General features: G+C 62.7%; 17 protein-coding genes. 12 read left to right on the forward strand and 5 right to left on the reverse strand.

Annotated elements, in window-relative coordinates; genetic code table 11:
• Nucleotides 1-6: 6 nt before the first annotated feature.
• The gene (gene mptB, locus JZY06_RS02250; RefSeq protein WP_330617029.1) at nucleotides 7-1,719 is read right to left on the reverse strand and encodes a polyprenol phosphomannose-dependent alpha 1,6 mannosyltransferase MptB; all 1,713 of its coding nucleotides are present in this window, start codon (nucleotides 1,717-1,719) and stop codon (nucleotides 7-9) included.
• Nucleotides 1,720-2,117: 398 nt separating this feature from the next.
• On the opposite strand from mptB, the gene JZY06_RS02255 reads away from it, so the two are divergent.
• From JZY06_RS02255 to JZY06_RS02290, 8 genes are all read left to right on the forward strand, one after another.
• Nucleotides 2,118-2,804: a helix-turn-helix transcriptional regulator gene (locus JZY06_RS02255; RefSeq protein ID WP_207118153.1), complete on the forward strand. Its 687-nt coding sequence runs from the start codon at nucleotides 2,118-2,120 to the stop codon at nucleotides 2,802-2,804.
• 132 nt (nucleotides 2,805-2,936) lie between these two features.
• Complete coding sequence (gene sufB / locus JZY06_RS02260) at nucleotides 2,937-4,385, forward strand: Fe-S cluster assembly protein SufB (protein ID WP_207118155.1); 1,449 nt, start codon at nucleotides 2,937-2,939, stop codon at nucleotides 4,383-4,385.
• 45 nt (nucleotides 4,386-4,430) lie between these two features.
• Complete coding sequence (gene sufD / locus JZY06_RS02265) at nucleotides 4,431-5,624, forward strand: Fe-S cluster assembly protein SufD (protein ID WP_207118312.1); 1,194 nt, start codon at nucleotides 4,431-4,433, stop codon at nucleotides 5,622-5,624.
• A gap of 82 nt (nucleotides 5,625-5,706) precedes the next feature.
• Nucleotides 5,707-6,465 carry a Fe-S cluster assembly ATPase SufC gene (gene sufC, locus JZY06_RS02270; RefSeq protein WP_207118157.1) on the forward strand — a complete coding sequence of 253 codons (759 nt, stop codon included), beginning with the start codon at nucleotides 5,707-5,709 and terminating at the stop codon, nucleotides 6,463-6,465.
• 126 nt (nucleotides 6,466-6,591) lie between these two features.
• Entirely contained in the window at nucleotides 6,592-7,854 is a 1,263-nt protein-coding gene (locus tag JZY06_RS02275; RefSeq protein ID WP_377768864.1) for a SufS family cysteine desulfurase, read from the forward strand.
• Nucleotides 7,855-7,936: 82 nt separating this feature from the next.
• Complete coding sequence (gene sufU / locus JZY06_RS02280) at nucleotides 7,937-8,392, forward strand: Fe-S cluster assembly sulfur transfer protein SufU (protein WP_207118159.1); 456 nt, start codon at nucleotides 7,937-7,939, stop codon at nucleotides 8,390-8,392.
• Between the two features lie 114 nt (nucleotides 8,393-8,506).
• Nucleotides 8,507-8,899 carry a metal-sulfur cluster assembly factor gene (locus tag JZY06_RS02285; protein ID WP_207118314.1) on the forward strand — a complete coding sequence of 131 codons (393 nt, stop codon included), beginning with the start codon at nucleotides 8,507-8,509 and terminating at the stop codon, nucleotides 8,897-8,899.
• Between the two features lie 178 nt (nucleotides 8,900-9,077).
• A complete protein-coding gene (locus JZY06_RS02290; RefSeq protein WP_207118161.1) occupies nucleotides 9,078-9,353 on the forward strand; it encodes a hypothetical protein in 276 nt (91 codons plus the stop codon).
• A gap of 70 nt (nucleotides 9,354-9,423) precedes the next feature.
• Here the strand turns inward: JZY06_RS02290 and JZY06_RS02295 are convergent, their stop codons facing one another.
• Entirely contained in the window at nucleotides 9,424-10,548 is a 1,125-nt protein-coding gene (locus tag JZY06_RS02295; protein WP_207118163.1) for a lycopene cyclase family protein, read from the reverse strand.
• Between the two features lie 161 nt (nucleotides 10,549-10,709).
• Here JZY06_RS02295 and JZY06_RS02300 point away from each other — a divergent pair, with 161 nt between their 5' ends.
• The gene (locus JZY06_RS02300; protein WP_207118165.1) at nucleotides 10,710-12,341 is read left to right on the forward strand and encodes an ABC-F family ATP-binding cassette domain-containing protein; all 1,632 of its coding nucleotides are present in this window, start codon (nucleotides 10,710-10,712) and stop codon (nucleotides 12,339-12,341) included.
• Nucleotides 12,342-12,500: 159 nt separating this feature from the next.
• Nucleotides 12,501-13,301 (forward strand): DUF1990 family protein, encoded by an 801-nt coding sequence (locus JZY06_RS02305; RefSeq protein ID WP_207118167.1) that lies wholly within the window; start codon nucleotides 12,501-12,503, stop codon nucleotides 13,299-13,301.
• Between the two features lie 182 nt (nucleotides 13,302-13,483).
• Here the strand turns inward: JZY06_RS02305 and JZY06_RS02310 are convergent, their stop codons facing one another.
• The 3 genes from JZY06_RS02310 to can all read right to left on the reverse strand — a co-directional run bounded on the left by JZY06_RS02310 (nucleotide 13,484) and on the right by can (nucleotide 18,118).
• The gene (locus JZY06_RS02310; RefSeq protein WP_330617030.1) at nucleotides 13,484-14,230 is read right to left on the reverse strand and encodes a glutamine amidotransferase; all 747 of its coding nucleotides are present in this window, start codon (nucleotides 14,228-14,230) and stop codon (nucleotides 13,484-13,486) included.
• Nucleotides 14,231-14,465: 235 nt separating this feature from the next.
• Complete coding sequence (locus JZY06_RS02315; protein ID WP_207118171.1) at nucleotides 14,466-15,032, reverse strand: TetR/AcrR family transcriptional regulator; 567 nt, start codon at nucleotides 15,030-15,032, stop codon at nucleotides 14,466-14,468.
• A 266-nt stretch (nucleotides 15,033-15,298) separates the two neighbouring features.
• The gene (gene can / locus JZY06_RS02320) at nucleotides 15,299-18,118 is read right to left on the reverse strand and encodes an aconitate hydratase (RefSeq protein WP_207118173.1); all 2,820 of its coding nucleotides are present in this window, start codon (nucleotides 18,116-18,118) and stop codon (nucleotides 15,299-15,301) included.
• Between the two features lie 492 nt (nucleotides 18,119-18,610).
• On the opposite strand from can, the gene JZY06_RS02325 reads away from it, so the two are divergent.
• Nucleotides 18,611-19,138: an Rv1476 family membrane protein gene (locus tag JZY06_RS02325; protein ID WP_207118174.1), complete on the forward strand. Its 528-nt coding sequence runs from the start codon at nucleotides 18,611-18,613 to the stop codon at nucleotides 19,136-19,138.
• A 2,593-nt stretch (nucleotides 19,139-21,731) separates the two neighbouring features.
• Nucleotides 21,732-23,693, forward strand: coding sequence for an NlpC/P60 family protein (locus JZY06_RS12525; protein WP_207118175.1), 1,962 nt, complete (start codon nucleotides 21,732-21,734; stop codon nucleotides 23,691-23,693).
• The last annotated feature ends 542 nt before the right edge of the window (nucleotides 23,694-24,235 follow it).

Below are 24,235 nucleotides of genomic sequence, written 5' to 3' on the forward strand. Positions count from 1 at the left end.
ACCGGGTCAGTTCCTTGACACCAGCCACCGGGCCAGCGGCAGCGTGGCGGCGAACAGCAGCAGTGCGGTGAGGTAGATCCCGATGATCGTCGACGGGGGAAGACCCAGGCCGCGGGGGAGAACCAGAAAGGACACCACCGCGCTGTAGGCGGCGGCCGCGCCGACGAACGCGGGCCGGTTGGCCCAGGCCGCCAGCGGAATGATCGCCCACAGCATGTACCAGGGCTGCACCACCGGAAACAGCACCACCAGCACAATCATGGCCACCCCCCAGCCGCCGACCGGGTCGATGGCGCCGCGCGCGGTGGCGTAGAGCATGCGCACCGCGAACAGGCAGGCGACAAAGATTCCGGCGCCGCGGGTGAGCACCAGTGCGGCGTCGGTGAGATCACCGAGTCCGGCGAGCATGCCGAAAAATCCGGCGATCACCCCGGTGGCGGTGGTCAGCGACAGCCACGACCGGACACTCGCCGCCCCGCCCTGCCCGGTGATCCATCCCAACGGTATTCCCGACACGGCGGTAACCACGGCTGTCACCGCCACCAGCACCGCCAGCTGGAGGAGCGCGCACAGGGCCAGCGCCGCAATAACGGCCGGGGTGGATGCCTGCGGTGCCTTCCCGGCAGTGCGGGCCGCGGGTTGTGTGCGGCCGCGGGAACGCAGCAGCGCCCGGGCCAGGGCGGCCCCGGTGAAACCGAGGGCCGCGAAACCGGTGACCTTGACCAGTCCGGCCATGGCGACAAGTACCCCGCCGGAAACAAACAGCAGCCAGCCGGTGGTCCGGCCTTTTCTGCCCATCACGCCGCTGATCAACGAGCAGCCGCGCAGGGACAACTCCGTCCCGGCCAGCGCCAGGCCCATCAAAATCGCCTCATTGTGGATTCCGCCGACCAGATTCAACAGCACCAACGGGTTGGCGATCCCCAGCCACAGGGCGGCGGTGACCTCCACTGCGCAGCGTCGTGCGAGTGCCGCCACCGCCCAGGCGGCCAGCGCCACCCCGGCCACCGAGATGATCCGGTGGAGCATCACCCCGGCCAGAATCGAATCCCCGGCCACCAGATTGACCAGTGCCGACACACTCAACGCCACCGGCCCGTAGGGGCTGGGGGAGTGTGACCAGATGAACGGCACGCTGCGCGCCAGCGGATCGGACACCCCGAGCAGATCCACCGGTCCGGCGCGGTAGGGATCCAGCCCCCGGGCCACGATTTTGCCCTGCGCCAGATAGGAATAGATGTCCTGGGTGAACATCGGTGCCGAAACCGCCACCGGAATCATCCAGGCGATGATGGTGCGCACCAGCATGCCGGTGGGAACCCGGGCCGAGGAAGTCTTTGCCGGGGTGAGCCGGGCGCCGGTGAACGGGCCGATGAGAATCCAGGCCAGGGTGACCATCCCGATACCGATGAACACCAGCACCGTGGAGGTCTGCAGAAGCCGGAAAAACAGGCTTCCCAGCGGGAAGGAACGGTAGGGATTGGTTGTTACCGGCAGTGCCCCGGCGCCCAAACCCCCGGCGCCGATGAGTAACGCGCCGACGGTGCCGATAAGCCGCAGGGCGGCAAACCGGGACATCTCCCGGGGGGACAGGCCGCGGGTGTTGTGCGCCCCAGAGTCGTGCAGACCGGCCGAGCGGGAGCCGGGGGTGCCCATGCGGGGGAGGGTGTGCGCGACAGCACCCACCAACGAGGCGAGTTTTCCGGGGCGTGGGGACACACCCGAAGATTACCAACCCGACACCGGATTCCGGGTGTGCCACCGCCCCGTGGCGCCCGCAACCACTGTCACAGCTGCTGCCGCCGCCGCGCTGGCGGGCGCCACCGGCCACGCGTGCCGGAAAAACCATCCCGGACCTGCCAGCTCACGGTTAGGTTCGCCTTTGTGGACACGGGGCGGTATTTACGCAACACTAGTGTTTTGTAAATGGGGCACGGGCGCTTGCAGCCGGGTGCCGCCGCGGCTTTTCGTCCCCGGCGGTGTTCTCCTGCTGCGCGCCCCGCCACTGTGTCTGGCGGCCCGGCGCACCGCGCCCCGTTGCACACACGAAAAGCACGTTTTTTGTCACACAACCAGCAACAGTTTTCCCGGCTTTTTTCCTGAAGGAGGTGACGGGCATGCCCGCCGGCACAACCCACGACGACCACGGCACCCGCCATCTTCTCCTGCAGACCCTGCTGGCCCATCCGCGCTACACCGCCGCCCAGCTGGCCGACAGCCTGTCACTGACCACCGCCGGTGTCCGGCGGCACTTGTCGGCCCTGTCGGAGGAAGGCCTGGTGGAGGCGGTCAAAGCCCGCACGAAACCGGGCCGGGGCCGACCGGCCAAAGCGTTTCGCCTCACCGAATCCGGCCGCGCCATCTTCGGCCACGCCTACGATCTTCTGGCCACCCAGGCTTTGGCCGCGCTGGAAGAATCCGGTGGACGTGCGGCGGTCAAACGCTTTGCCCGCACGCGTGCCGAACGCATCACCGGGTCGGTGTCGCCTGCGCAGTGCTCGGGCGATCCGGAGCAAATCGCCCACCTGATTGCCGATGCTTTCACCGACAACGGCTACTCTGTCACGGTGCAGCGGGCCGGACACGGGGTGCAGATTTGCCACCACCACTGTCCGATAGCGAAAGTGGCGCACGAGTTCCCGGAACTGTGCGAAGCCGAACACGACGTGATCGGCAACCTGGTGGGCCACCACATCCAGCCGTTGGCCACCATTCCCGACGGCCACGGGGTGTGCACCACCAATATTCCGCTGCTGGATCCCGACACCCCGACCGATGACCGGGCCGGGCCACCGACCCGGTGAGATCGGTACGGGGGAACCCGCCACCGCGTCGACCACCACAACCACACCAACACCCGGCCGCTGTGCGGCCGCCAGGTGCCATCACCCACGTTTTTCCAACCAGCGCCCCTCGTGAACGAAAGGAGCGGCTTTATGACCCAGGCCACCGAAAAACCGGCCCCCGGGACACCGCAGACAGACGACGAAATCATTGAATCCATGTCAGGGGGCTACTCCTACGGCTGGCACGACCCCGACGCCGCCGGGGCCGCCGCCACCCGCGGACTCAGCGAAGCTGTGGTCCGCGATATCTCGGGACTGAAAGACGAACCCGAATGGATGCTCAACAACCGGCTGAAAGCGCTGAAGGTCTTCGGCAAAAAACCGCTGCCGACCTGGGGCGCGGATTTGTCGGACATTGATTTCGACAACATCAAATACTTCGTGCGCTCCACCGAGAAGCAGGCCCAGACCTGGGACGATCTTCCCGCCGACATCAAAAATACCTACGACAAACTGGGAATTCCGGAGGCGGAGAAACAGCGCCTGGTCGCCGGCGTCGCCGCCCAGTACGAGTCCGAGGTCGTCTACCACAAAATCCGTGAGGACCTGGAAAAACAGGGTGTTATCTTCCTCGACACCGACACCGCCCTGCGGGAGCACGAGGATATTTTCAAACAGTACTTCGGCACCGTCATTCCGGCCGGCGACAACAAGTTCGCCGCGCTGAACACCGCGGTGTGGTCCGGCGGCTCGTTCGTCTACGTGCCCAAAGGCGTGCACGTCGATATTCCGCTGCAGGCCTACTTCCGCATCAACACCGAAAACATGGGTCAGTTCGAACGCACCCTGATCATTGTTGAGGAAGACGCCTACGTCCACTACGTGGAAGGCTGTACCGCGCCGATCTACAAGACCGACTCGCTGCACTCCGCAGTCGTTGAGATCATCGTCAAAAAGGGTGGCCGCTGCCGCTACACCACCATCCAGAACTGGTCGAACAACGTCTACAACCTGGTCACCAAACGCACCAAGTGCGAAGAAGGCGCCACCATGGAATGGGTCGACGGCAATATCGGCTCGAAAGTGTCGATGAAATACCCGGCCGTGTGGATGACCGGCCCCTACGCCAAGGGCGAGGTGCTCTCGATCGCGTTCGCCGGCGAGGGCCAGTTCCAGGACACCGGGGCGAAAATGGTGCACATGGCGCCGCACACATCGTCGAACATCATCTCGAAATCGGTGGCCCGCTCCGGAGGGCGCGCCGCCTACCGTGGTTTGGTGAAAATCAACAAAGACGCCCACCACTGCACCTCGAACGTGGAATGCGACGCGCTTTTGGTGGACAATATTTCCCGCTCGGACACCTACCCCTACAACGACATCCGCAACGACCATGTGTCGCTGGGCCATGAGGCGAAAGTCAGCCAGGTCTCCGAAGACCAGCTGTTCTACCTGATGAGCCGCGGGCTGAGCGAGGAAGACGCGATGGCGATGATCGTCCGTGGCTTCGTCGAGCCGATTGCCAAGGAATTGCCGATGGAATACGCCCTCGAACTCAACCGCCTGATTGAACTGCAGATGGAAGGGTCGGTGGGATAGACGGTGAGTGAATCCGCGAACGGAACAACAACCAAGAAATCCGAGATGCAACAAACTCAAACTACTGACACCTCCGCCCCGGTGAAAAACGCCACCTACCACAACAACAAAGGTGACATTTTCACCTCCTTCAACGTCGACGACTTTGATGTGCCGCAGGGCCGCGACGAAGTGTGGCGTTTCACCCCGCTGCGGCGCCTGAAAGGCCTGCACGACGGATCGTTCGTCAACCCGGTGGATGCGGATGTCACCGTCGACGGTGCCGACCAGGATGGCGTGAGCGTTGAAACCGTCGGCAAAGACGATCCCCGCGTGGGAAACGTGTCCGCCCCCGTCGACCGGGTCGGCGCCCAGGCCTGGACCTCGATGAACACCGTCACCCTGGTGACCTTCGGCAAAGACGCCCGGCCGGCAGGCCCGGTGACTGTCACCATCAACGGGAAAGGTGATGATGCCACCAGTTTCGGTGCGGTGGTCATCCGCGGCGAGCAGCATTGCGAGGGCTTTGTCACCATCCGCTACACCGGCTCCGGCACCCACGCCGACAACCATGAATACTGGCTCGACGACGGCGCGAAACTGACTGTCGTGGTGCACGAAAACTGGGCCGATGACGCCGTCCACCTGAGCAACCAGCGGGCGTCCCTGGGCCGCGATGCGGTGCTGCGACACAATGTGGCCTGCTTCGGCGGAGATGTGGTGCGGCTGATCCCGCAGGTGAAATTCCGTGACCAGGGCGGGGACGCCGAAATGCTCGGTGTCTACTTCGCCGACGACGGACAGTACTTCGAGCAGCGGCTGCTGGTTGACCACTCGGAGCCGAACTGCCGGTCGAATGTGCTCTACAAAGGTGCGCTGCAGGCCGACAAAGACTCCGGCAAGCCGGAAGCCCGCACCGCCTGGGTGGGCGATGTGCTCATCCGCGCGAACGCGCAGGGCACCGACACCTACGAAACCAACCGCAACCTGGTGCTCACCGAAGGTGCCCGGGCCGATGCGGTGCCGAACCTGGAGATCGAAACCGGTGAAATCGTCGGTGCCGGACATGCCGCCACCGTGGGCCGTTTCGACGATGAACAGCTGTTCTACCTGATGAGCCGCGGTATTGCGGAAGCTGACGCCCGCAAACTCATTGTGCGGGGATTCTTCTCCGAGGTCATCGGGCGTATCCCCGTGGAAAACGTCCGCAACCAGCTGGAAGACCAGATCGCCGAAGAACTGCGCAGCACGGCCCTGTAACACCACCGGCCACCTGCACCACCAGGCGAGACACAAACCCAAAGCAGAACAAACGACAACAGACGGGTCGAAGACAAAACCTATGAGCACTCTGGAAATCAAGAATCTCAGCGCCCAGGTCGCTGCCACTGACGGCAAAACCGAACCGAAGCAGATCCTCAAAGGCGTGAACCTGACGATCAAGTCCGGTGAAACCCACGCCATCATGGGGCCGAACGGCTCCGGGAAATCCACCCTGTCCTACACCATTGCCGGGCACCCGAAGTATGAGGTCACCGGCGGTGAAGTGCTGCTGGACGGGGAGAACCTGCTGGAGATGGAAGTCGATGAGCGCGCCCGCGCGGGCCTGTTTCTGGCCATGCAGTACCCGGTGGAAATCCCGGGTGTGTCCATGGCCAACTTCCTGCGGTCGGCCGCCACCGCCGTGCGCGGCGACGCCCCGAAACTGCGCGAATGGGTCAAGGAAGTGCGCCAGGCACAGGAAGAACTCCACATCGACAAAGCGTTTTCCGAGCGCAGCGTCAACGAGGGCTTTTCCGGCGGCGAGAAAAAGCGCCACGAAATCCTGCAGCTGGACTTGCTCAAACCCAAGTTCGCCATCCTCGATGAAACCGACTCCGGTCTCGACGTGGACGCGCTGCGCGTGGTCAGCGAAGGCATCAACAACTACCGGGACCGCAACGACGGTGGTGTGCTGCTGATCACCCACTACAAGCGGATTCTCAACTACGTGCGCCCCGATTTCGTGCACGTGTTCGCCGACGGCAAAGTCGTCACCTCCGGTGGCCCGGAACTGGCCGACGAGCTCGAAGAGCACGGCTACGACCGTTTCATCAACTAAAGCCCGGCAACCATTCCCACAGCCACCCGGCCGACGTGTCGCCGACGGTGGGACACCCTGGTCGCAATCAGGTGTCCCACCGCCGGGCAGTCGGCGCAGGACTGTTTTTCCCGTAAGGCAACATCTGTGACTTTTTCTTCCAGTACACTGTCCCCGGCAGAGATTGCGGCGATCCGGAAGGATTTCCCGGTGCTTGCGCGCACCGTCCGCAACGGTAAACCGGTGGCCTACCTGGATTCCGGTGCCACCAGCCAGCGGCCCGAGAAGGTGTGGCGGGCGGAAGAAAACTTCGTGCTGTCCACCAATGCCCCGGTGCACCGGGGCGCCTACCAACTGGCGGAAGAAGCCACCGATGCCTACGAACACGCCCGGCAGACCATTGCCCGTTTCGTCGGTGCCGATGACGAAGAGATTGCTTTCACCTCCGGCGCCACCGCCGCACTGAACGAAATCGCCTATCTTCTCGGCGATGACCGTTCCGGTGACCTGACCGTCGGGGCTGGCGACACCATTGTTGTCACCCAGCTCGAGCACCACGCCAACCTGGTTCCCTGGCAGGAACTGGCGCGGCGGACCGGGGCGAAGCTGACCTGGTTCAGCGTCACCGACGACGGCCGCATCGACACCGATTCAATTGAGCTGGATGAATCAGTGAAAGTGGTGGCGTTTACCCACCAGTCGAATGTGACCGGTGCCGTCACCGATGTGCGCGCCATGGTGGCCAAAGCGAAAAAAGTCGGTGCCGTCACCGTCCTGGATGCCTGCCAGTCAGTTCCCCACCAACCGGTCGATTTCCATGAACTGGATGTCGATTTCGCGGCTTTCTCCGGGCACAAAATGTGCGGGCCGACCGGGGTGGGTGTCTTCTACGGCAAGAAAGAGCACCTTCGCGTTCTGCCGCCGTTTTTGACCGGCGGATCGATGGTGGAGCTGGTCCACATGGATCACACCACCTACGCCGAGCCACCGCAGCGTTTCGAGGCGGGAACCCAGATGACCAGCCAGGTTGTGGGGCTGGGTGCTGCCTGCGACTATCTTTCCGCTATCGGCATGGACACCATCGCCGCCCGCGAAAAAGAACTGACCGGCTACGCCCTCGAATCCCTGTCGGCGATTGCGGGACTGACGATTCTCGGGCCGGCCACCACCGCGCAGCGGGGTTCGGCGATCAGTTTCAATGTTGAGGGCATTCACCCGCATGATCTCGGTCAGGTCCTCGATGATGACGGGGTGTGCATCAGGGTGGGCCACCACTGTGCCTGGCCGGTGCACCGGGCGATGTGCGTGCAGGCCACCGCCCGGGCATCGTTGTACCTGTACAACACCGAAGAGGAAATTGACCGGCTGGCTCGGGCCATCGAACGCGCCCGGTCGTTTTTCGCACGGTAGCCTGAGCACGAAGACCACCGCCTTTTTTAACGGCATACCCCAGCAACCCCAACGTTCCCCAACACAAGCGAAGCGATCCACGGTGAAACTTGAACAGATGTACCAGGAAGTGATCCTCGATCACTACCGCAATCCGCAGCACAAAGGTCTGCGCGAACCCTTTGACCGGGAAGTCCACCATGTCAACACCTCCTGCGGCGACGAGCTGACGCTGCGGGTGAAGCTGTCCGAGGACGGCACAGTCGTCGACGATATTTCCTATGACGCCATCGGGTGCTCGATCAGCCAGGCCTCAACCTCTGTGATGGCGGAGGAACTCATCGGCCAGCCGGTGGACAAAGCCATGGAGAAACTCGGCTCGTTTGAAAAAATGATTCTCTCCCGCGGCAAAGAAGAGGGCGACGAGGATCTCATCGGCGACGGGATCGCTTTTTCCGGCGTGTCCCAGTACCCGGCCAGGGTCAAATGTGCGCTGTTGGGCTGGAAAGCCTTCCAGGCCGCGGCCGCGGAAACCCTGGAGACCAAAAACGCGCAGTAGCCGCTGTTTCCGGCCGGACCCCGCCAATCCCCCCGCGGACACAAGTTTTTTTCTTTACCACCACACGCCACACCACCGACGCTAAGGACACCTTTCGTGAGCGACGACGCATCCATGGACAGCTACGACACCCTTTCCGACAAGGGGGAGAGGGAGGAGAAAATCCGCCCCGACGACCAGTCGATGGAACAGCTGGCCAAAGCCGGCGAGGTTGAGGAGTTGATGAGGGATGTCATCGACCCGGAACTGGGCATCAATGTCGTTGACCTGGGTCTGGTCTACGACATCTGGATTGAAAACGACAACGAGTGCGTGGTCAATATGACCTTGACCTCGCCGGCCTGCCCGCTGACCGACATGCTGGAGGAACAGTCGAAGGCGGCGGTCGTGGAATCGGGGTGCTGCTCCAAGCTGACCCTGCAGTGGGTGTGGAATCCGCCGTGGGGTCCGCACATGATCACCGAGGACGGCCGCGAACAGCTGCGGGCGCTCGGTTTTTCCGTATAAAATCATCGGCGTCATACAGTCCCGGATTTTTACCGGCACAGTGCAACGCCCCTGTGGTGCCACCACCGTCACCTGCCGCCCGCCCGCGGGATAGCGGCGGTGGTGGCGTTTGTGCATTGATTCCGCGGCCCCCATTGTTGCCGGGGTCCAGTAAAGCCCACGATCGTGAAAGTTCACCATGGTTTTTTCCGCCACCACCCGGCGCCGGACCATCGCCGCCGCCACCGCCCTGTCGCTTGTGTTCGCAACCACCACCGTGGTGCCCACCCCGGCCGCACAGGCGGCCACCCAGCGCCCGTGCCTGCGGGTTCCGGGTCTGCCACCGGCGCTGATGCCGCTGTACATGGGCCTGTTTTATGTGGATCTGCTGCTATCGCTTGTGGCCACCGCGGTATCCCACAGTACCGGCGGCGCCACCCCGCAGCCGGGGTCGTCCGGCGTTCGCTGCGCGTAACAATTGCCGTCCGGATAAACACCCGGATGGTTTTTCTTTCCGCCCGCCGCGGCCACCCGGGGATAACGGGTCAACCGCGGGAACGGAAAAATTCCCGCATAATTGTGCGCTTCAAACGGTAGTCAGCGCCGGAAAACACCCGGATCATCCCGGTGATGGTGCCGACCGGATCGCCGAGAGTGAAAAATCGCTTCTGCGCCCGGCTATCCAGGGTGAAAACCGGTTCCAGGAAATCGGACAACTCCGCGCCGTTGAAGGCGCAGAGGACATTCAGGGCGTTGTCGGTCAACAACCGGTCGACCCTCCAGGCGGGTTCCTGCCAGGGCATCCGGCCGGGGGGTTTGCCCGCGAAGACGGGACGGAGCGCGTCAAGGACCCGGTCGACGTTGTTGAGGGCGGCGGCAAGACTGTAGCCGGTCACCGGGTTGACAAGCCCGGCCCTGGCGCCGAAACAGACGGTGGCAGGTGAATCAACATGCCCGGTCAAGGCAATGACCACGTCTTCGGTCGTCTCATCCGTGGGCGTGTAGCCGAGTCTTTCGGCTAGCCGATCTGCCAGATCCCCCGGCTCCACCGGGTGGCGTGTGGCCAGTACCGTTTCTTCCACCAGGAGTTTCCCGCCAACCTGCATGGTGTAGCCAAACGACGGCGGGATGGTGGAATCTGCGGCAACTTGTGTGAGATCCATCCACACAGGCTGGGTCCCCGCGGCTGAGGTGAAAGGATCGCGCTCGGACGGGTCGGTGAACACCCCGCGGGCCACCTGGCGGGCGCAGCCGGGGCTTAACGGCAGCCCCCGGGCATCGGCGATGACGGGTGCGGTGACTGTGGTGCCGGAGATATCCACACTGTGTTGTCCGGTGACCCTCGCATGCGCGTGGACCACCCTGAACCCGCCCAGTGCCCGCCGCAGCCGCTCATTGTCGACAATGCCGTATTTTCTGTCGAGAGGGTGCAGCCAGTTTCTTCCGATGACGATCGCGCGGTTGACCGTGGAAAAAACCGACTCATCCAACCAGTCGGGAAGCTCATCGGCGAAGATGCCGTAGGTGTTGGTCCACTGTGTGACCGGATCAACCGCCAGAACACGCCAGCCGCGCGCGGCCGCCCGGTGGGCCAGGGTGCGACCGGCCGGCCCCGCCCCGAGGACAATCACATCTACTGCCGCGGGCAGGGTGGTGGTGGAATCAGTCATGGGGGAGGACCTTGGTGCAGGAAACTGCCGGGATCCGGTACAGCCCGCCGCAGTGTGCGCAGGCTGCCGGCCAACTACAGACCGCTGACAGCGGCGAACAAGGGTGGGCAGGTTGTGTCGGATAGAGATGGTCGGATGGGCGGTTGCTACAGTTACGCGTTGTGATTGTAGCCAGCGACCTTGAGGTCAGAGTCGGAGCCCGTACCCTAGTCAACGCGCCCGGCGATCATTTGCGGGTGCAGCCGGGTGACCGTATCGGGCTGGTGGGGCGCAACGGTGCCGGAAAAACCACCACCATGCGGATTTTGTCCGGGGAAAACGAACCCTACGGCGGGAAAGTCACCCAGTCGGGTCCCGTCGGGTATCTGCCGCAGGACTCCCGGGAAGGACGGATCGATGTCACCGCCCGCGACCGGGTGCTCTCGGCGCGGGGCCTGGACCGGATTCAGGCGTCGATGGACCGGCAGCAGGAAATCATGGAAACCACCCTCGATGACTCCAAACGGGACGCTGCGGTGCGCAAATACTCCCGGCTCGAGGAGCGTTACCACACTCTCGGCGGATACGAGGCCGCCAGCGAAGCGGCCCGCATCTGTGACAGCCTGGGGCTTCCGGCCCGGGTGCTCGACCAGCAGCTGGAGACACTGTCCGGCGGGCAGCGGCGGCGTGTGGAACTGGCGCAGATTCTGTTCGCGGCGACCGAGGGAACCGGTAAATCCGCAACCACCCTGCTGCTTGACGAACCCACCAACCACCTGGATTCCGACTCGATTGCGTGGCTGAAGGATTTTCTGAAAAAACACGAGGGTGGCCTGGTGGTCATCTCCCACGACGTGGATCTTCTCGCGGAAGTGTGCAACAAGGTGTGGTTCCTTGATGCGGTGCGCTCGGAGGTGGATGTCTACAACATGGGGTGGAGCAAATACATCGACGCCCGCGCCACCGATGAGGCACGCCGCCGCCGGGAGCGGGCCAATGCCGAGAAAAAAGCCTCCGCGTTGAAAAAACAGGCCGCCAAACTGGGGGCGAAAGCCACCAAAGCCGCCGCCGCGAAGCAGATGCTGGCGCGGGCGGAAAAAATGATTGACAGCACCGACGAAATCAGGCGCGCCGACAAAGTGGCGCACATCAAGTTCCCCGAACCGGCGCCCTGCGGCAAAACACCGATGATGGCTGAGGGCCTGACCAAGGTCTACGGTTCACTGGAGGTGTTCACCGGGGTTGATCTGGCCATTGACAAAGGCTCCCGGGTGGTTGTTCTCGGATTCAACGGTGCCGGAAAAACCACGCTGCTGAAACTGCTCGCCGGAGTGGAACGCACCGACGGTGAAGGTGGCCTGGTCTACGGTCACGGGTTGAAGATCGGCTACTTCGCCCAGGAACACGACACCATTGACCCGGACAAGACAGTGTGGGAAAACACCATCGCCGCCTGCCCGGATGCCGGGGAGCAGGACCTGCGCGGGCTGTTGGGTGCTTTCATGTTCTCCGGTGACCAGCTCCAACAACCCGCCGGAACATTGTCCGGTGGTGAGAAAACCCGCCTGGCGCTGGCCGGTCTGGTCAGCTCCCGGGCCAATGTTTTGCTGCTCGACGAGCCGACCAACAACCTCGATCCCGTCTCGCGGGAACAGGTTCTTGACGCGTTGCGCACCTACACCGGTGCGGTTGTTCTGGTCACCCACGATGCCGGTGCGGTCAAAGCCCTGGATCCGGAAAGGGTCATCGTACTGCCCGACGGCACTGAGGATTTGTGGAGCGAGGACTACATGGAGATCGTCGAGCTGGCCTGATCCCGCTGATCGGCCCACCCCTGAAAAGGGCGGAGCGGAGCCTTCTCGGAGTTTTCGTCCCCGCTTATCAGGCCCGGTTAATCCGGCATGGCCCGTCCCTTCGGGCCGGTGTCACGGGCATTTCCTATCCGCGGGGATGTGTGGCTTAAAATAAGTTTCATGCTCAAGCTGTTCTCCCATTCAGAGGTCCCGGTCGACAGTGCGTTGGCCGTCGCACTGGTCGGCCCCTCCCGTCTGAGGATGGGCCAGGCCGCCGCCGGTGAAGTCGGAAACTACATCCGTTTCAATGAAGATGACTTCACCGACGTCGGTTGTGGTGCCGCTTCTGTGAAGAGGACGCCCGACGGCGGGGTGATTATCCGTTCAGTGCGCGGCGAAGAAATCCTCGACCCGAAATCGGCCGAGAGACTCGCTGAACGCGGTCGCCGCATTGTGCGCGAATGGCCCGCCCAGCTGACCTACCCTGTGCAGTATCTGGGGGCGTCGATGTCGATTGCCCAGGGGATGAAACCCCGGAGCGTGCTGGACCGTACCTGGCGGGTGTTCAACGCCTCCAAGACGGTGCTCATTGACGACCCGACATTTCTTGAAATCGGAAAGAAGCTGCTCAACTGGGAGGTTCATGAGGCCTCCGGGGTGCATGTCGAGGCACCGGCCGGTCCGGCGCAGCTGAACCAGCACATCAAATTGAAATACGGCCCGACGATCTCCCCGTGCATCGTGGTTGATGCGACGGTGACGGAAGACCAGATTTCGCTGGTGTACGGCACCACGGCAGGGCACATCGAAAACGGGGAAGAGGCGTTCATGCTCACCCGTGACGGCTCCGGCCTGGCGACCGCCCGGGTGGGTGCTTTCTCCAAACACGCCTGGTTCGCCGCCCGTGTCGCCTCGCCTGTGGCCCACCGCATCCAGGAAATGATCACCCGCCGGTACCTGAACAATATGATTCCGAAATAACCGGGAACAACCTCGGTCCCCGCCACCACCACCCGGGGCACGCCCACCCGCATCAAGCGGGGGCCGCGCCCTGGGTTTTTTGTTCAGGATGCCGGACATTCCACAGCCCGGTGCCTTTGAACGCCCGCAGCCTGCCGGCCGGATGCCTGATGCGGCCGGCGGGAGGGGAGGACAAGTTTGGGCTAGGCGCCGGTGGCGTAGATGCGGGCGAAGTTTTTCAGCATGGTCGGCGCCACCGACAGGTCATGGCCGTCCAATGTGGCCACCACCCGGTCGTATTCGTCCGGGCCGTAGTATCCGCCGTGTTTGTAGGCGTTGAGACGGGCAATGAAAGAATCACGTTCCAGCTCCGGGTGGAATTGGGTGACGTAGATGTTGGCGCCGATACGGAACATCTGGATCGGACAGGCCTCACCTTCGACCAGCAGAACCGAATTTTCCGGCAACCTCGAGCAGGCTTCCTTGTGGCCGACCAGTGCGGCGAAACGATCCGGCATCCCGGCCAGGATTGGATCCTCCCGGCCCGCGGGAGTTTGGTGGATGGTGATGCATCCGGCCGGTTCCCCGTAGGTCCGGTCGACAATGCCACCGGCGATACCGGCGATGGTGCCGACACCGAAGCAGGCACCGAAGACGGGAAAATCAACCTCAAGTGCCTGCCCGACGACGCTGCGCAGACAGTTTTCCACACGCAGCTGCAAATCCGACTTGTCGGTGTCTGTCGAGTTGAAGGGGCTGCCGCCCAAAAAGATCCCGGCCCACTGCGACAGGTCGACCTCGCCGAGGGGGGTTTGCTCCACCCGGTGCTGGATGAGGGTGTTCTCGCTCAGCCCCGTCAAACGGATAAACGATTGATGCTCCTGGGCGGCCATGTCATCTTCGGGACGGGTCGACAACAGCAGGAAAGGTTTGGTCGTGGGCGTGCTCACCATGAGGTCACTTCCGTTGGGAGATAATCGGGGCGCGAAAAATGGTCGGGGTATCCCTGCCGCTGTCGCGGCCGTGCGGCTGACCCGCCGGTCGGCCGGGGCGAAGGTGGGATGGCACCAACTCCGGTGGCTGGTGACCGGACAAGAAGGTCTAGTGCCGCCGGATAAGTGAAAATGATACAGACGGTGCAGGTGCACCAGCCGCCCTGGGGCGGGTGGTGGAAGGAGTAAGCCGCTAGTTTTTGCGGCGTACGGAATCCTCGACCATGTCGAGGACCCGGTCCATCACGGCGGTGCCGTCACCTGCGGCCAGTCGGGCGATCATGCCGTCCATGAACACCTCGAGATAGGTGTGGATGACTTCCACCGGCACATCGGTGCGCATACGGCCTTCGTCGACGCCCTGCTGCAGACGCGCACGCACGGCCCTGTCGAGGATTTCCTGGTGGGATTTCCACTGGGCGGCGAAGGCGGGATCCGTTTTGATCAGCCGGGTTATTTCCGTGCGGGTGGAAAACCAGTCGTAGGTGCCGGGATTGTCGAGCATTTCCCGCATGACTTCGACCAGACCCTCCTCGGCGACGGTCTGCGCCATGCGGGCGGCATCTTGTTTCGCGAGGGCGAAAAACAGTGATTCCTTGTCGGCGAAGTGGTGGAAGATCGCGCCGCGGGATTTACCGGTTGCTTCTTCCAGCCGCCGGACGGTGGCACCGTCGTAGCCGTATTCGGCGAAACACTTCCTGGCGCCGACGAGAATCTCACTGCGCCGACTCGACAGGTCTTTCGGGGTGACTCGAGGCACGGTGGCAGGACATCCTTTCCGTGTTTCGTCGGTGATTTGGCGGTAGCAGCGGGTGTTTTCCACCGCACCACGGATGGCTGTTGCGGGGGCACGGGAAAAGCACGCGGAAGCTTGGGGTAAGGGGGGGCACAGCCGCCACCGGCGGGAGACGCTTGTCGCATCTCCCGCCGGGTGGTTGTGCGTTTGTCACGGGTTGTACCGGCCCGTGGGCGGTGCAGCCGGGCGGTGATAACCGTTGCGCTGCACCTTATGTTTCCGCTGGCGGATTACTGCTCGGCGCGCGCCATATTGCGGAGCACGTAGTGCAGGATGCCGCCGTTGCGGTAGTAGAGGGCTTCACCGGGGGTGTCGATACGGACAACCGCATCGAAGGTGATGTCGTCGCCGTCTTCCCGGTGGGCGGTGACCTTCACGGTCTTCGGGGTGGTGCCCTCGTTGAGTTCCTCGATGCCTTCGATGTCGAAGACCTCGTGGCCGGTCAGCCCCAGGGATTCGTGGGATTCACCGGCGGGGAACTGCAGCGGCATAACACCCATGCCGATCAGGTTCGAGCGGTGGATACGCTCGAAGGACTCGGCGATGACGGCCTTCGCACCCAGCAGCAGGGTGCCTTTGGCAGCCCAGTCACGGGAAGAACCGGTGCCGTACTCTTTACCGGCCAGAACCACCAGCGGAATACCTTCGGCCTTGTAGTTTTCGCAGGCATCGAAGATGAACGACTGCGGGGCATCATCCTTGGTGAAGTCCAGGGTGTAGCCGCCGGCAATGTCGACCAGCTGGTTCTGCAGGCGGATGTTGGCGAAGGTGCCGCGCATCATCACTTCGTGGTTGCCGCGGCGCGAACCCAGCGAGTTGTAGTCCTCGCGGGCGACCCCGTTTTTGTCCAGGTACTGGGCCGCCGGGGTGCCGGGCTTGATGGATGAAGCCGGGGAGATGTGGTCGGTGGTGACCGAGTCGCCGAGTTTGCACAAAACGCGGGCGCCCTTGATGTCCTTGACGGGTTCCGGATCCATTTCCATGCCGTCGAAGTAGGGGGCTTTGCGGATGTAGGTGGAGCTTTCATCCCATTCGAAGGTGGCGCCTTCGGGGGTGGGCAGGTTCTGCCACTGCTCGTCGCCCAGGAAGACGTCTTTGTAGTCCTCTTCGTACATCTCGCGGGTGATGCAGGAGGCGATGGTTTCCTCGATCTGCTCGGTGGACGGCCAGATGTCTTTCAGGTAGACGTCGTTGCCTTCCTGGTCCTGGCCGAGCGGCTGGGTTTCGAAGTCGAAGTCCATGGTGCCGGCGATCGCGTAGGCGATGACCAGGATCGGGGAGGCCAGGTAGTTCATCTTCACGTCCGGTGAGATGCGGCCCTCGAAGTTACGGTTGCCCGACAGTACGGCGGTGGCGGTCAGATCATGCTCGTTGATGGCATCCGAGACCTCTGCCGGAAGCGGACCGGAGTTGCCGATGCAGGTGGTGCAGCCGAAGCCGGAGAGGTAAAAGCCCAGAGCCTCCAGGTCCTTCCACAGGTCGGCGCGGCGGTAGTAGCCGTCGACCACCTGGGAGCCGGGGGCACAAATGGTTTTCACCCACGGCTTGGACATCAGACCCTTGGCGGCGGCGTTGCGGGCGATCAGGCCGGCACCGACCATCACCGACGGGTTGGAGGTGTTGGTGCAGGAGGTGATCGAGGCGATCGCAACCATGCCGTGGTCAAGGGTGTATTCACCACCGTTGGGGGACTTCACGGTCACCGGCTTGGCTGCGCGGCCCTTCGGGGTGATCGCGGCGGTTTCGCCGTGACCCTCACGGGAGCGGTTGTAGTCGTGTGCTTCGGCACCCTCGAAGTCGTCGACTTCGCCTTCGGCTTCCATACGCAGCGCGGCGGGGGAGTCTTCCTCGCACACTTCGCCATCGCAGTAGTTGGGAAGATCCTTGCGGAACTGTTCCTTGGCTTCGTTGAGCAGAATACGGTCCTGGGGACGCTTGGGACCCGCGATTGACGGGACCACATCGCCCAGGTCGAGTTCCAGGTAGGAGGAGTATTCGGCCTCGGGGGCGTCGTGCTCCAGCCACATGCCCTGGGCTTTGGCGTAGGCCTCGACCAGTTCGGTCTGCTCCTTCGGGCGGCCGGTCAGTTCCATGTACTTGATGGTCTGCTCGTCGATCGGGAAGATCGCGCAGGTGGAACCGAACTCGGGGCTCATGTTGCCGATGGTGGCGCGGTTGGCCAGCGGCACTTCTTTGACGCCGTTGCCGTAGAACTCGACGAACTTCTGGACAACACCGTGCTCGCGGAGCATTTCGGTGATGGTGAGCACCACGTCGGTGGCGGTCACGCCGGCGGGAATCGAGCCGGTCAGCTTGAAGCCCACAACCTCGGGGATCAGCATGGACACAGGCTGGCCGAGCATGGCTGCCTCGGCCTCAATGCCGCCGACACCCCAGCCCAGGATGCCCAGGCCGTTTTCCATGGTGGTGTGGGAGTCGGTGCCGATACAGGTGTCCGGGTACGCCAGACCCTTGTTGTCGAAGACGACGCGGGCCAGGTTTTCGATATTGACCTGGTGGACGATACCGGTTCCCGGGGGGACCACACGGAAGTTCGAGAAGGCCTTCGAACCCCAGCGCAGGAACTGGTAACGCTCCTCGTTGCGCTGGTATTCAATGTCGACGTTTTTCGCCAGTGAATCGTGGGCGCCGAAAGCCTCGACGATCACGGAGTGGTCGATGACCATCTCGGCGGGGTTGAGCGGGTTGACGTCGTCGGGGTTGCCGCCGAGCTGTCCGACTGCCTCACGCATGGTGGCAAGATCCACCACACAGGGCACACCGGTGAAGTCCTGCATGAGCACGCGAGCCGGCGTGAACTGGATTTCCACCGAGGGCTCGGCCTTCGGATCCCAGTTGGCGATGGCCTCGATGTGCTCCCGGGTGACGTTCGCGCCGTCCTCGGTGCGCAGCAGATTCTCCCCGAGAACCTTCAGCGAGTAGGGCAGCTTCTCCATGCCGTCAACGGCGGACAGTGCGAAGTAGTCGTAGGACTTGTCTCCGACCTTCAGCTCGCTTTTGGCGCCAAAGGAGTTCTTCGATTCAGTCACGTAAGCTCCAGTTCCTTGGGTGTTGTATATGAGTCAGATGGGGAGGGGACCTCCCGCGGCCGAAAGCGGCCGTATACCAATCTCCGAGTATAACAGTACGGGCGTTCTGTTTCGACAACACGCCGAACTCCACCAAACGACTACCCCCGAACCGGTTGCTCCACCGGCGTTTATGCCGTTGAGTGCCGTAAATCATGACCCCACCCCGCCCCCGGCCGCTGTCAGGGACGTTGGCCTGAGGTGTCACAGGCTGGGCTGCGCATATATTGCCCCAATGAATAAGGGGCAGTCTTGTTGATTGATTGACACAATCCGGAGTGGTCGGCTGACGACACACCGGACCGCTGGCTGCTGGGTCCCCGGCGCAAGGGTCAATCCGCGGTAAACTCCATACCGCTGCAACCGGCCGCCACCCTTAAATATTAAACGAGCGCGACCCGGTTGCCGCATGTTCGTTGAGACAAGTTGTTCGACACAAGGAGACGGCCGACAGTGATCCCCGCGGGTACAGACCTGGATGCCATCAATGAAGGCCTGGCAGATGATGGCGTGCACCTGGGCGAGCTGGGGGAGCAGTACCCGGAGCTGATCGGTGATCTGGCGGGCACGGTCGCCCACGCCAAACAAGAAGGCTTCGGCAACTTGTGTGTTGTCCACCTTGATCAGCCGCCGGCCCGGGTTGCCGACCACCGTGATGTCGCCGAACAGATTTTGCGCGATACCGACTGCAACACGGTGATCGTCCGCAGTTCTGTCGGTGGCGACATTGTCTCTGACACCTACTCCCGCAAAGCCATCGAGAGCCACCAGTTCCAGATGATTGCCTCACCCGACTACGCCGGCTCGGTCGCCGAGTTTGCCGGGCAGGTTCGCGCCGATACGACCCCCTGGCAATGGATCAATATTGTTCTCGCCGTGGTTGTCGTGGTCGCCGTCATAGTCTCTGTGGCATCGGCATCGCTGCGCCGCCTGCGTGATGGTGCCGCCGCCGACGACACTGTCACCACGCCTGCAGTCTGACTGTTTTTTCGCCCCGCCTTTTTACGGGAAGTCCCGAATATAAAAAACCCGCCTATGTCCGTGCACCGCACCGGGGAAGGTGGGTTTTTCCATCGGCGTGGAAAATAGCCGTCATTGTTTCAAAAAAAGATCGACCTTGACTAACACGGTAGCGCTGTGAAGAAAATAAAAGTGAATTTCTTCAACATTAGTGTGTCAATTGCGAAAAACAATAAAGGGAATTGAAGAAAAAATATAGTACATTCCGGACTATAGCAATTGTCGTGTTTTAAAGTAACGGTAAAAGCATAATTGCAGAATAACTTAAACGAAGCGACATGGCGGGGTTGATTGTTTTTTGATTGTCGTTCAAAGCGATGCTGTTTGCTTTTTTTCGCGTTTTTAACCTGTCCGCATGGCGGCGGATATTCGGCGTGGCCGACACTGTGAAACATTGCCCGTTCTCGCGTCATTGTGCTGTGCGGCAAACGGTCGCGAAGCCATCACGGGACAGTGACTTCCGGGGGTGGCGCGCCATCGGAAGGCGCGAATTTGTCAGATGTGAAGCCGCCGAACCGACCGTGATGCAGCACATCTGGGGCATGTGTATTGGGGGGTTGCGGGCACCCCATGGACCATCCGGAGCCGACCCATCCGGACGGTGTTCCGGGTGGAGTGTGAAGTGGTGTCGACGATGAGGTTGACATCTGTTGACCCCATGGATGGCCGGCGGTGCCGAGTCTGGCAGCAGGATGGTTTTTGCGTGCCCGGTCCCGGATGGCACAGGGGAGGGGAGGGGTCCTGCGGATGCTCCAGAGGGGTGGAAAACCACAGGTTATTCCGGCAGGGGAGTGGTTTTGCAGCATCAGTGCAGCAGTGCTGTTCGGTGGGTGCTCCACCGATACGGACCGTCAAACCGGGTCTCCGAACGCATATCAAGCAATAAGTGAGTATTGTCAAGGATTATTGCTTGACTAAATCGAGGCAGGAAGGGCCGTCCGCCGGCCGGCTCGGTGGCGGCCCACCCCGGAAGTGGTCAAGTCGGTGTGGTGGACAAACAAAGTGACAAAGGTCACAAGTATTTTCTGCCCTGATATTCCCGCAGGTCCCACGGCCCCCATCGTCCGGTGAAAAGGCTTGACTGGTGGGACGACTGTTACGAAAGTGTTGCGCTGGTGCTGTCGGCCATTAGAGTTTTAGTCGTCAGCCCACATTGTGAGCTGTGAAAATCGAACACCACCCAGTACACCAGTGTCAGGCCATCATGCGCCCGAATCCTTCGGCTGCACCGCATAGCCGGTGAACAGTCAAGGACCGAGAGCTGATCCGGACTGACGCTTACCGGGATGAACCCACCGCCATGTGGGGGCTTTTCCGGACGGCTGTGCCACCGGCCCACCCCACGCCTTCCATCACCACTGTGTCGAGCATGCGGGGAAGCACGCTTCGGCGCCCACGATGGCGGCGGTAGACGGTGCGGTCCGGGTACCGGAAACTTCGCGGCGCGACCAAAGCCGGGAACGGGTTTTTTAAAAAGCCTTAATTCCTTTTTGTCGCCACGGGCGAGTTGTTTCGCCGCGACCGGTATTCCCAGTCTTTTTCAAGGTGTTTGTTTTTCACCGCCCATCCCCGGGCTGAAAGGCGATACAAGGACTTGTCCGCCGGGGACATTCCAGTCCCGCGTAAGGCCCACGGCCGATGGCAATCGACCGTTGTGGTGTCCTTGTCCCACAGCGCACAGCCGTCTTTTTTTAAAGGAGCCGGCTCGCTTTTCTTTCGGCCACACAGGCGACCAGACTCCGATCCAGCGACACCCATCGCCGTTGATCGTCGAGCGACACCGCCGGGTGGCTCTCCCGCCACAACTGTCCCCGCTGTCCTCATGCCGGGTCACGCTGTCTCATCCCTTCCACGCCACCGGTGTGTCGTTGCTACCGGACAAGGCCAGGGGGCTGACGAACGTCACCCGTAGAGGCCTCCGGCGCCACAGACGACTTTTCCGCAACCGGGCCGCCGTGGTGTATCCGCCAACCCTGTTGCAGGATCAGCCGGGACAGCTACGGCCGCAGCCGGAGCACCGGAGCCGAGAGAAAAAGATTGTGCCGCGCCCGGGAGTTCGCCGCCGCATTCGAGCCCACAGCGAAAGGACCATGAATGTCTCTTTCGCGCTATCCCAGAAAAATATCAATCGCTGCACACCGCACGCCGATCACACAACCGTCGTCTCTTTCTTCTGTCTGTATCCGGCAAAAGGCACAAACCTTCCGGGCTTGAAATAGCCGGATGGTTTTCCCGGGTCCCTGTCGTGGTTCCGCCCGGCCTGAATTCGGTACACCAGAGCAACATCGTGACACTTCCTCCGCTGCTTGACTGAAGCGTTAATGCCGGTCTTTTTTCCACCCCTGTCGCTTGGGGAGGAAATAACCGTCAGCAGTACAGGGAATCACCGGTGGACAACCCCACGGAATTGCTGATTCAGGGGAGAAAATGACGGATTGTTGTTTGTGGACAAAGGCCTTTTCTTTTTCGGTTTTCACGCCCCGGAAAAGACGGTCGGTTCACCGGCAACACTGTTGTGGAATTGGTTGTTGCGGCCCAAGGAGAACTGATTCACGTGGCCACCACCAAAGTCCGCCGCATCACGCGGCTGAGCACAAAAGCCATTGCCTGCGCAATGGCGTTCGGGCTTGCCGCCCCCACCGTCCACGCCGCCCCCGTTGATCCGGGGGAGCAGGCCATCGTCCGCGCCGACGATCTGGTCGATTCCACCGCCCGGGAAGTCGCGGCCCTGGCGAACCGGTTCGCCGATGCCGACGCACGTCTTGCCCAGCTGAACAATCAGCTCGCCGGTTTGCGCCAGGAAGTCAACAAAGCACTCGTCGACTATTCGGAGGCGGAGAAAGCCGCCGACGATGCGAAGGCCGCGCTGGACAAGGCCAAGGTCGACGTCGAAGAGACCAACGCGCGGATCAAGGATGCGAAAAAACACGTCCATGAACTCTCCCGCAGCGCCTACCTGAAAGGCGACAACTCGGCCCTGGCCGGGCTGGCCGGCCAGCGCAGCGCCAAAGCGGCCCTTGATGCCTCGGCGTTTTTGAAAAGCCAGGCCAGCCGCAGCCACCAGACTTTGGGAGAGATGGAAAAGCTGCGGGTCGAGCAGGCCAACCGTACCTCCGAACTGGCTGCCGCCCGGGTTGCCGCCGATGAGAAAAAAGACCAGGCCAAAATAGCCGGGGATCTGGCTGAACAGCGCCTGGAGACCATTGCCCGGAAAGTCGCTGACGCGGAGGCGGAAAAAGCCGATGTGGAAGGCCAGCGCGCGGCCGCCGAAGTCAGGCTGCAGGCGGCGAAGGCCAATGCCGGGGCGTTGAAGGATCAGCGGCGCGAATACCGTGAATATGCTGCGGCCCGCGCCGAGCAGAAAGCCGCGGCTGCACAGGCGTCAGCCGCCGCCACCCAGGCCCGGCAGGCTGCCGATCAGGTTGCTTTTGCCGAAGCTGTGCGGGACGACGCGGTTGCGGCTGCAGCTGCGGCTCACGCTGCCGGTGGTGCGGATGCGCAGGAGAAACAGCAGCGGGCCGATAAGGCCGTGCGGGCGGTGCGTGTCGCCGAGGACAACAGCCGGGATCTGGCCGTGAAAGCACAGCAGGCCGGGGATCTTTTGAAAACCGCCGCCACTGCTGTCGGCGTCGCCGCCGCGGCACTGTCCGTCATCAATGACTTCACCGGTGCGGCCGGAAGCTCCGACAGCCGCGGCAGCCGTGATGGCGCGGCCGACAACCCGTCGCGGATTGACCGGGCCGCTAGTGCCGTGTCCGCCATCGACCAAGGCGCATCCACGATTGCCACCGCCGTGGAAACAGCCGGTGCCCCCAATGCTTTCGACCCGGCGCTGATCGGCGCCGCCGACACCGCCCTGACCGCGGTCGCCGGTGACGGCAATGCCAGCCAGCTGGCGGGCATTGTCGGCGGCGCGGTAATCAGTGAACCCCCGGCGCCGACCGGCACGCAGGCGGAAGCCGTGCAGCGGGCCAACCGGGCCAACCCGGGGGAGAGCTATTCACTGCTGCAGCTCTACCGGGGCTTCGACACGGTCACCCCGGCGGATCTGGGGCTGGTCACCAGTGACTCGATCACCAACTTCAACGGCACCTCCAACGAAAAAGTCGAAGCCGCGATCGCCCGGGCCAAGTCCCAGCTGGGCATGCCCTATGCCTGGGGCGGAGGCAACGCCGCCGGACCAACCCGCGGTATCCGCGACGGTGGTGTGGCCGACTCCTACGGTGACTTTAACAAGATCGGCTTCGACTGTTCCGGGCTGGTGCTCTACGCCTTCGCCGGTGTCGGCGTGGCGCTGCCGCACTACACCGGATACCAGTACCAGAAGGGCACCAAAATCCCGATCAGCCAAATCCGCCGCGGCGACGTGCTGTTTTGGGGACCGAACGCGGAATACCACACCGCCATCTACCTGGGTAACGGCCAGATGATCGAAGCCCCCCAGTCCGGCGATGTCGTCAAGATCAGCCCGGTGCGCTACTCCGGTATCACCCCCTACGCGGTGCGCTACGTCTAAAGAGATTCCGCGGCTGAACCTGCCGGTTGTTGTCCGCCGGCAAACGACGATCACCCCCTCGGCCACAAGCACCCCGCCCGCACCGGGGAAGCGACACTGTGCGGAAAAATAACCACAACTGAATACCCTCCTCCGCCGCCGTCCGCGCGTGTGGCAGCCTGTGCTGTCCATGTGCCGGCCGGCTTGCCGGGGACACCCAACCGTGACAGTGGACTCGCTACCGGTGATGGGGAAGGGGAAAGCCATCGGCAGTGGGATGGTTCCAGCCCGCGGTTGCACAATGTCAACGGTGCGCCCACCGGCCACGTGACGCACCGCCGCTTGTGTACCGCACCCTGCTGCGCCCTCATCCCACTACGGGGGTGCGGTGCCGGCCCATGATCGCCATCCGCCGCACAAACACCCCTCGTCCGGCTTTCCCGCATCAGCGACCGGCTGGCGTGGACACTGGTTGGTCACGGTTGGCCGCGTGCAGCGTGTGTTCCCGGTGGGGCAGCCGGCCAGCGGGCGGCGGCGGTGGTGTGTACCGGCCGTGGGCCGTG

This window comes from Corynebacterium mendelii, from assembly GCF_017307055.1.
GTDB classification, from domain to species: Bacteria; Actinomycetota; Actinomycetes; order Mycobacteriales; family Mycobacteriaceae; genus Corynebacterium; species Corynebacterium mendelii.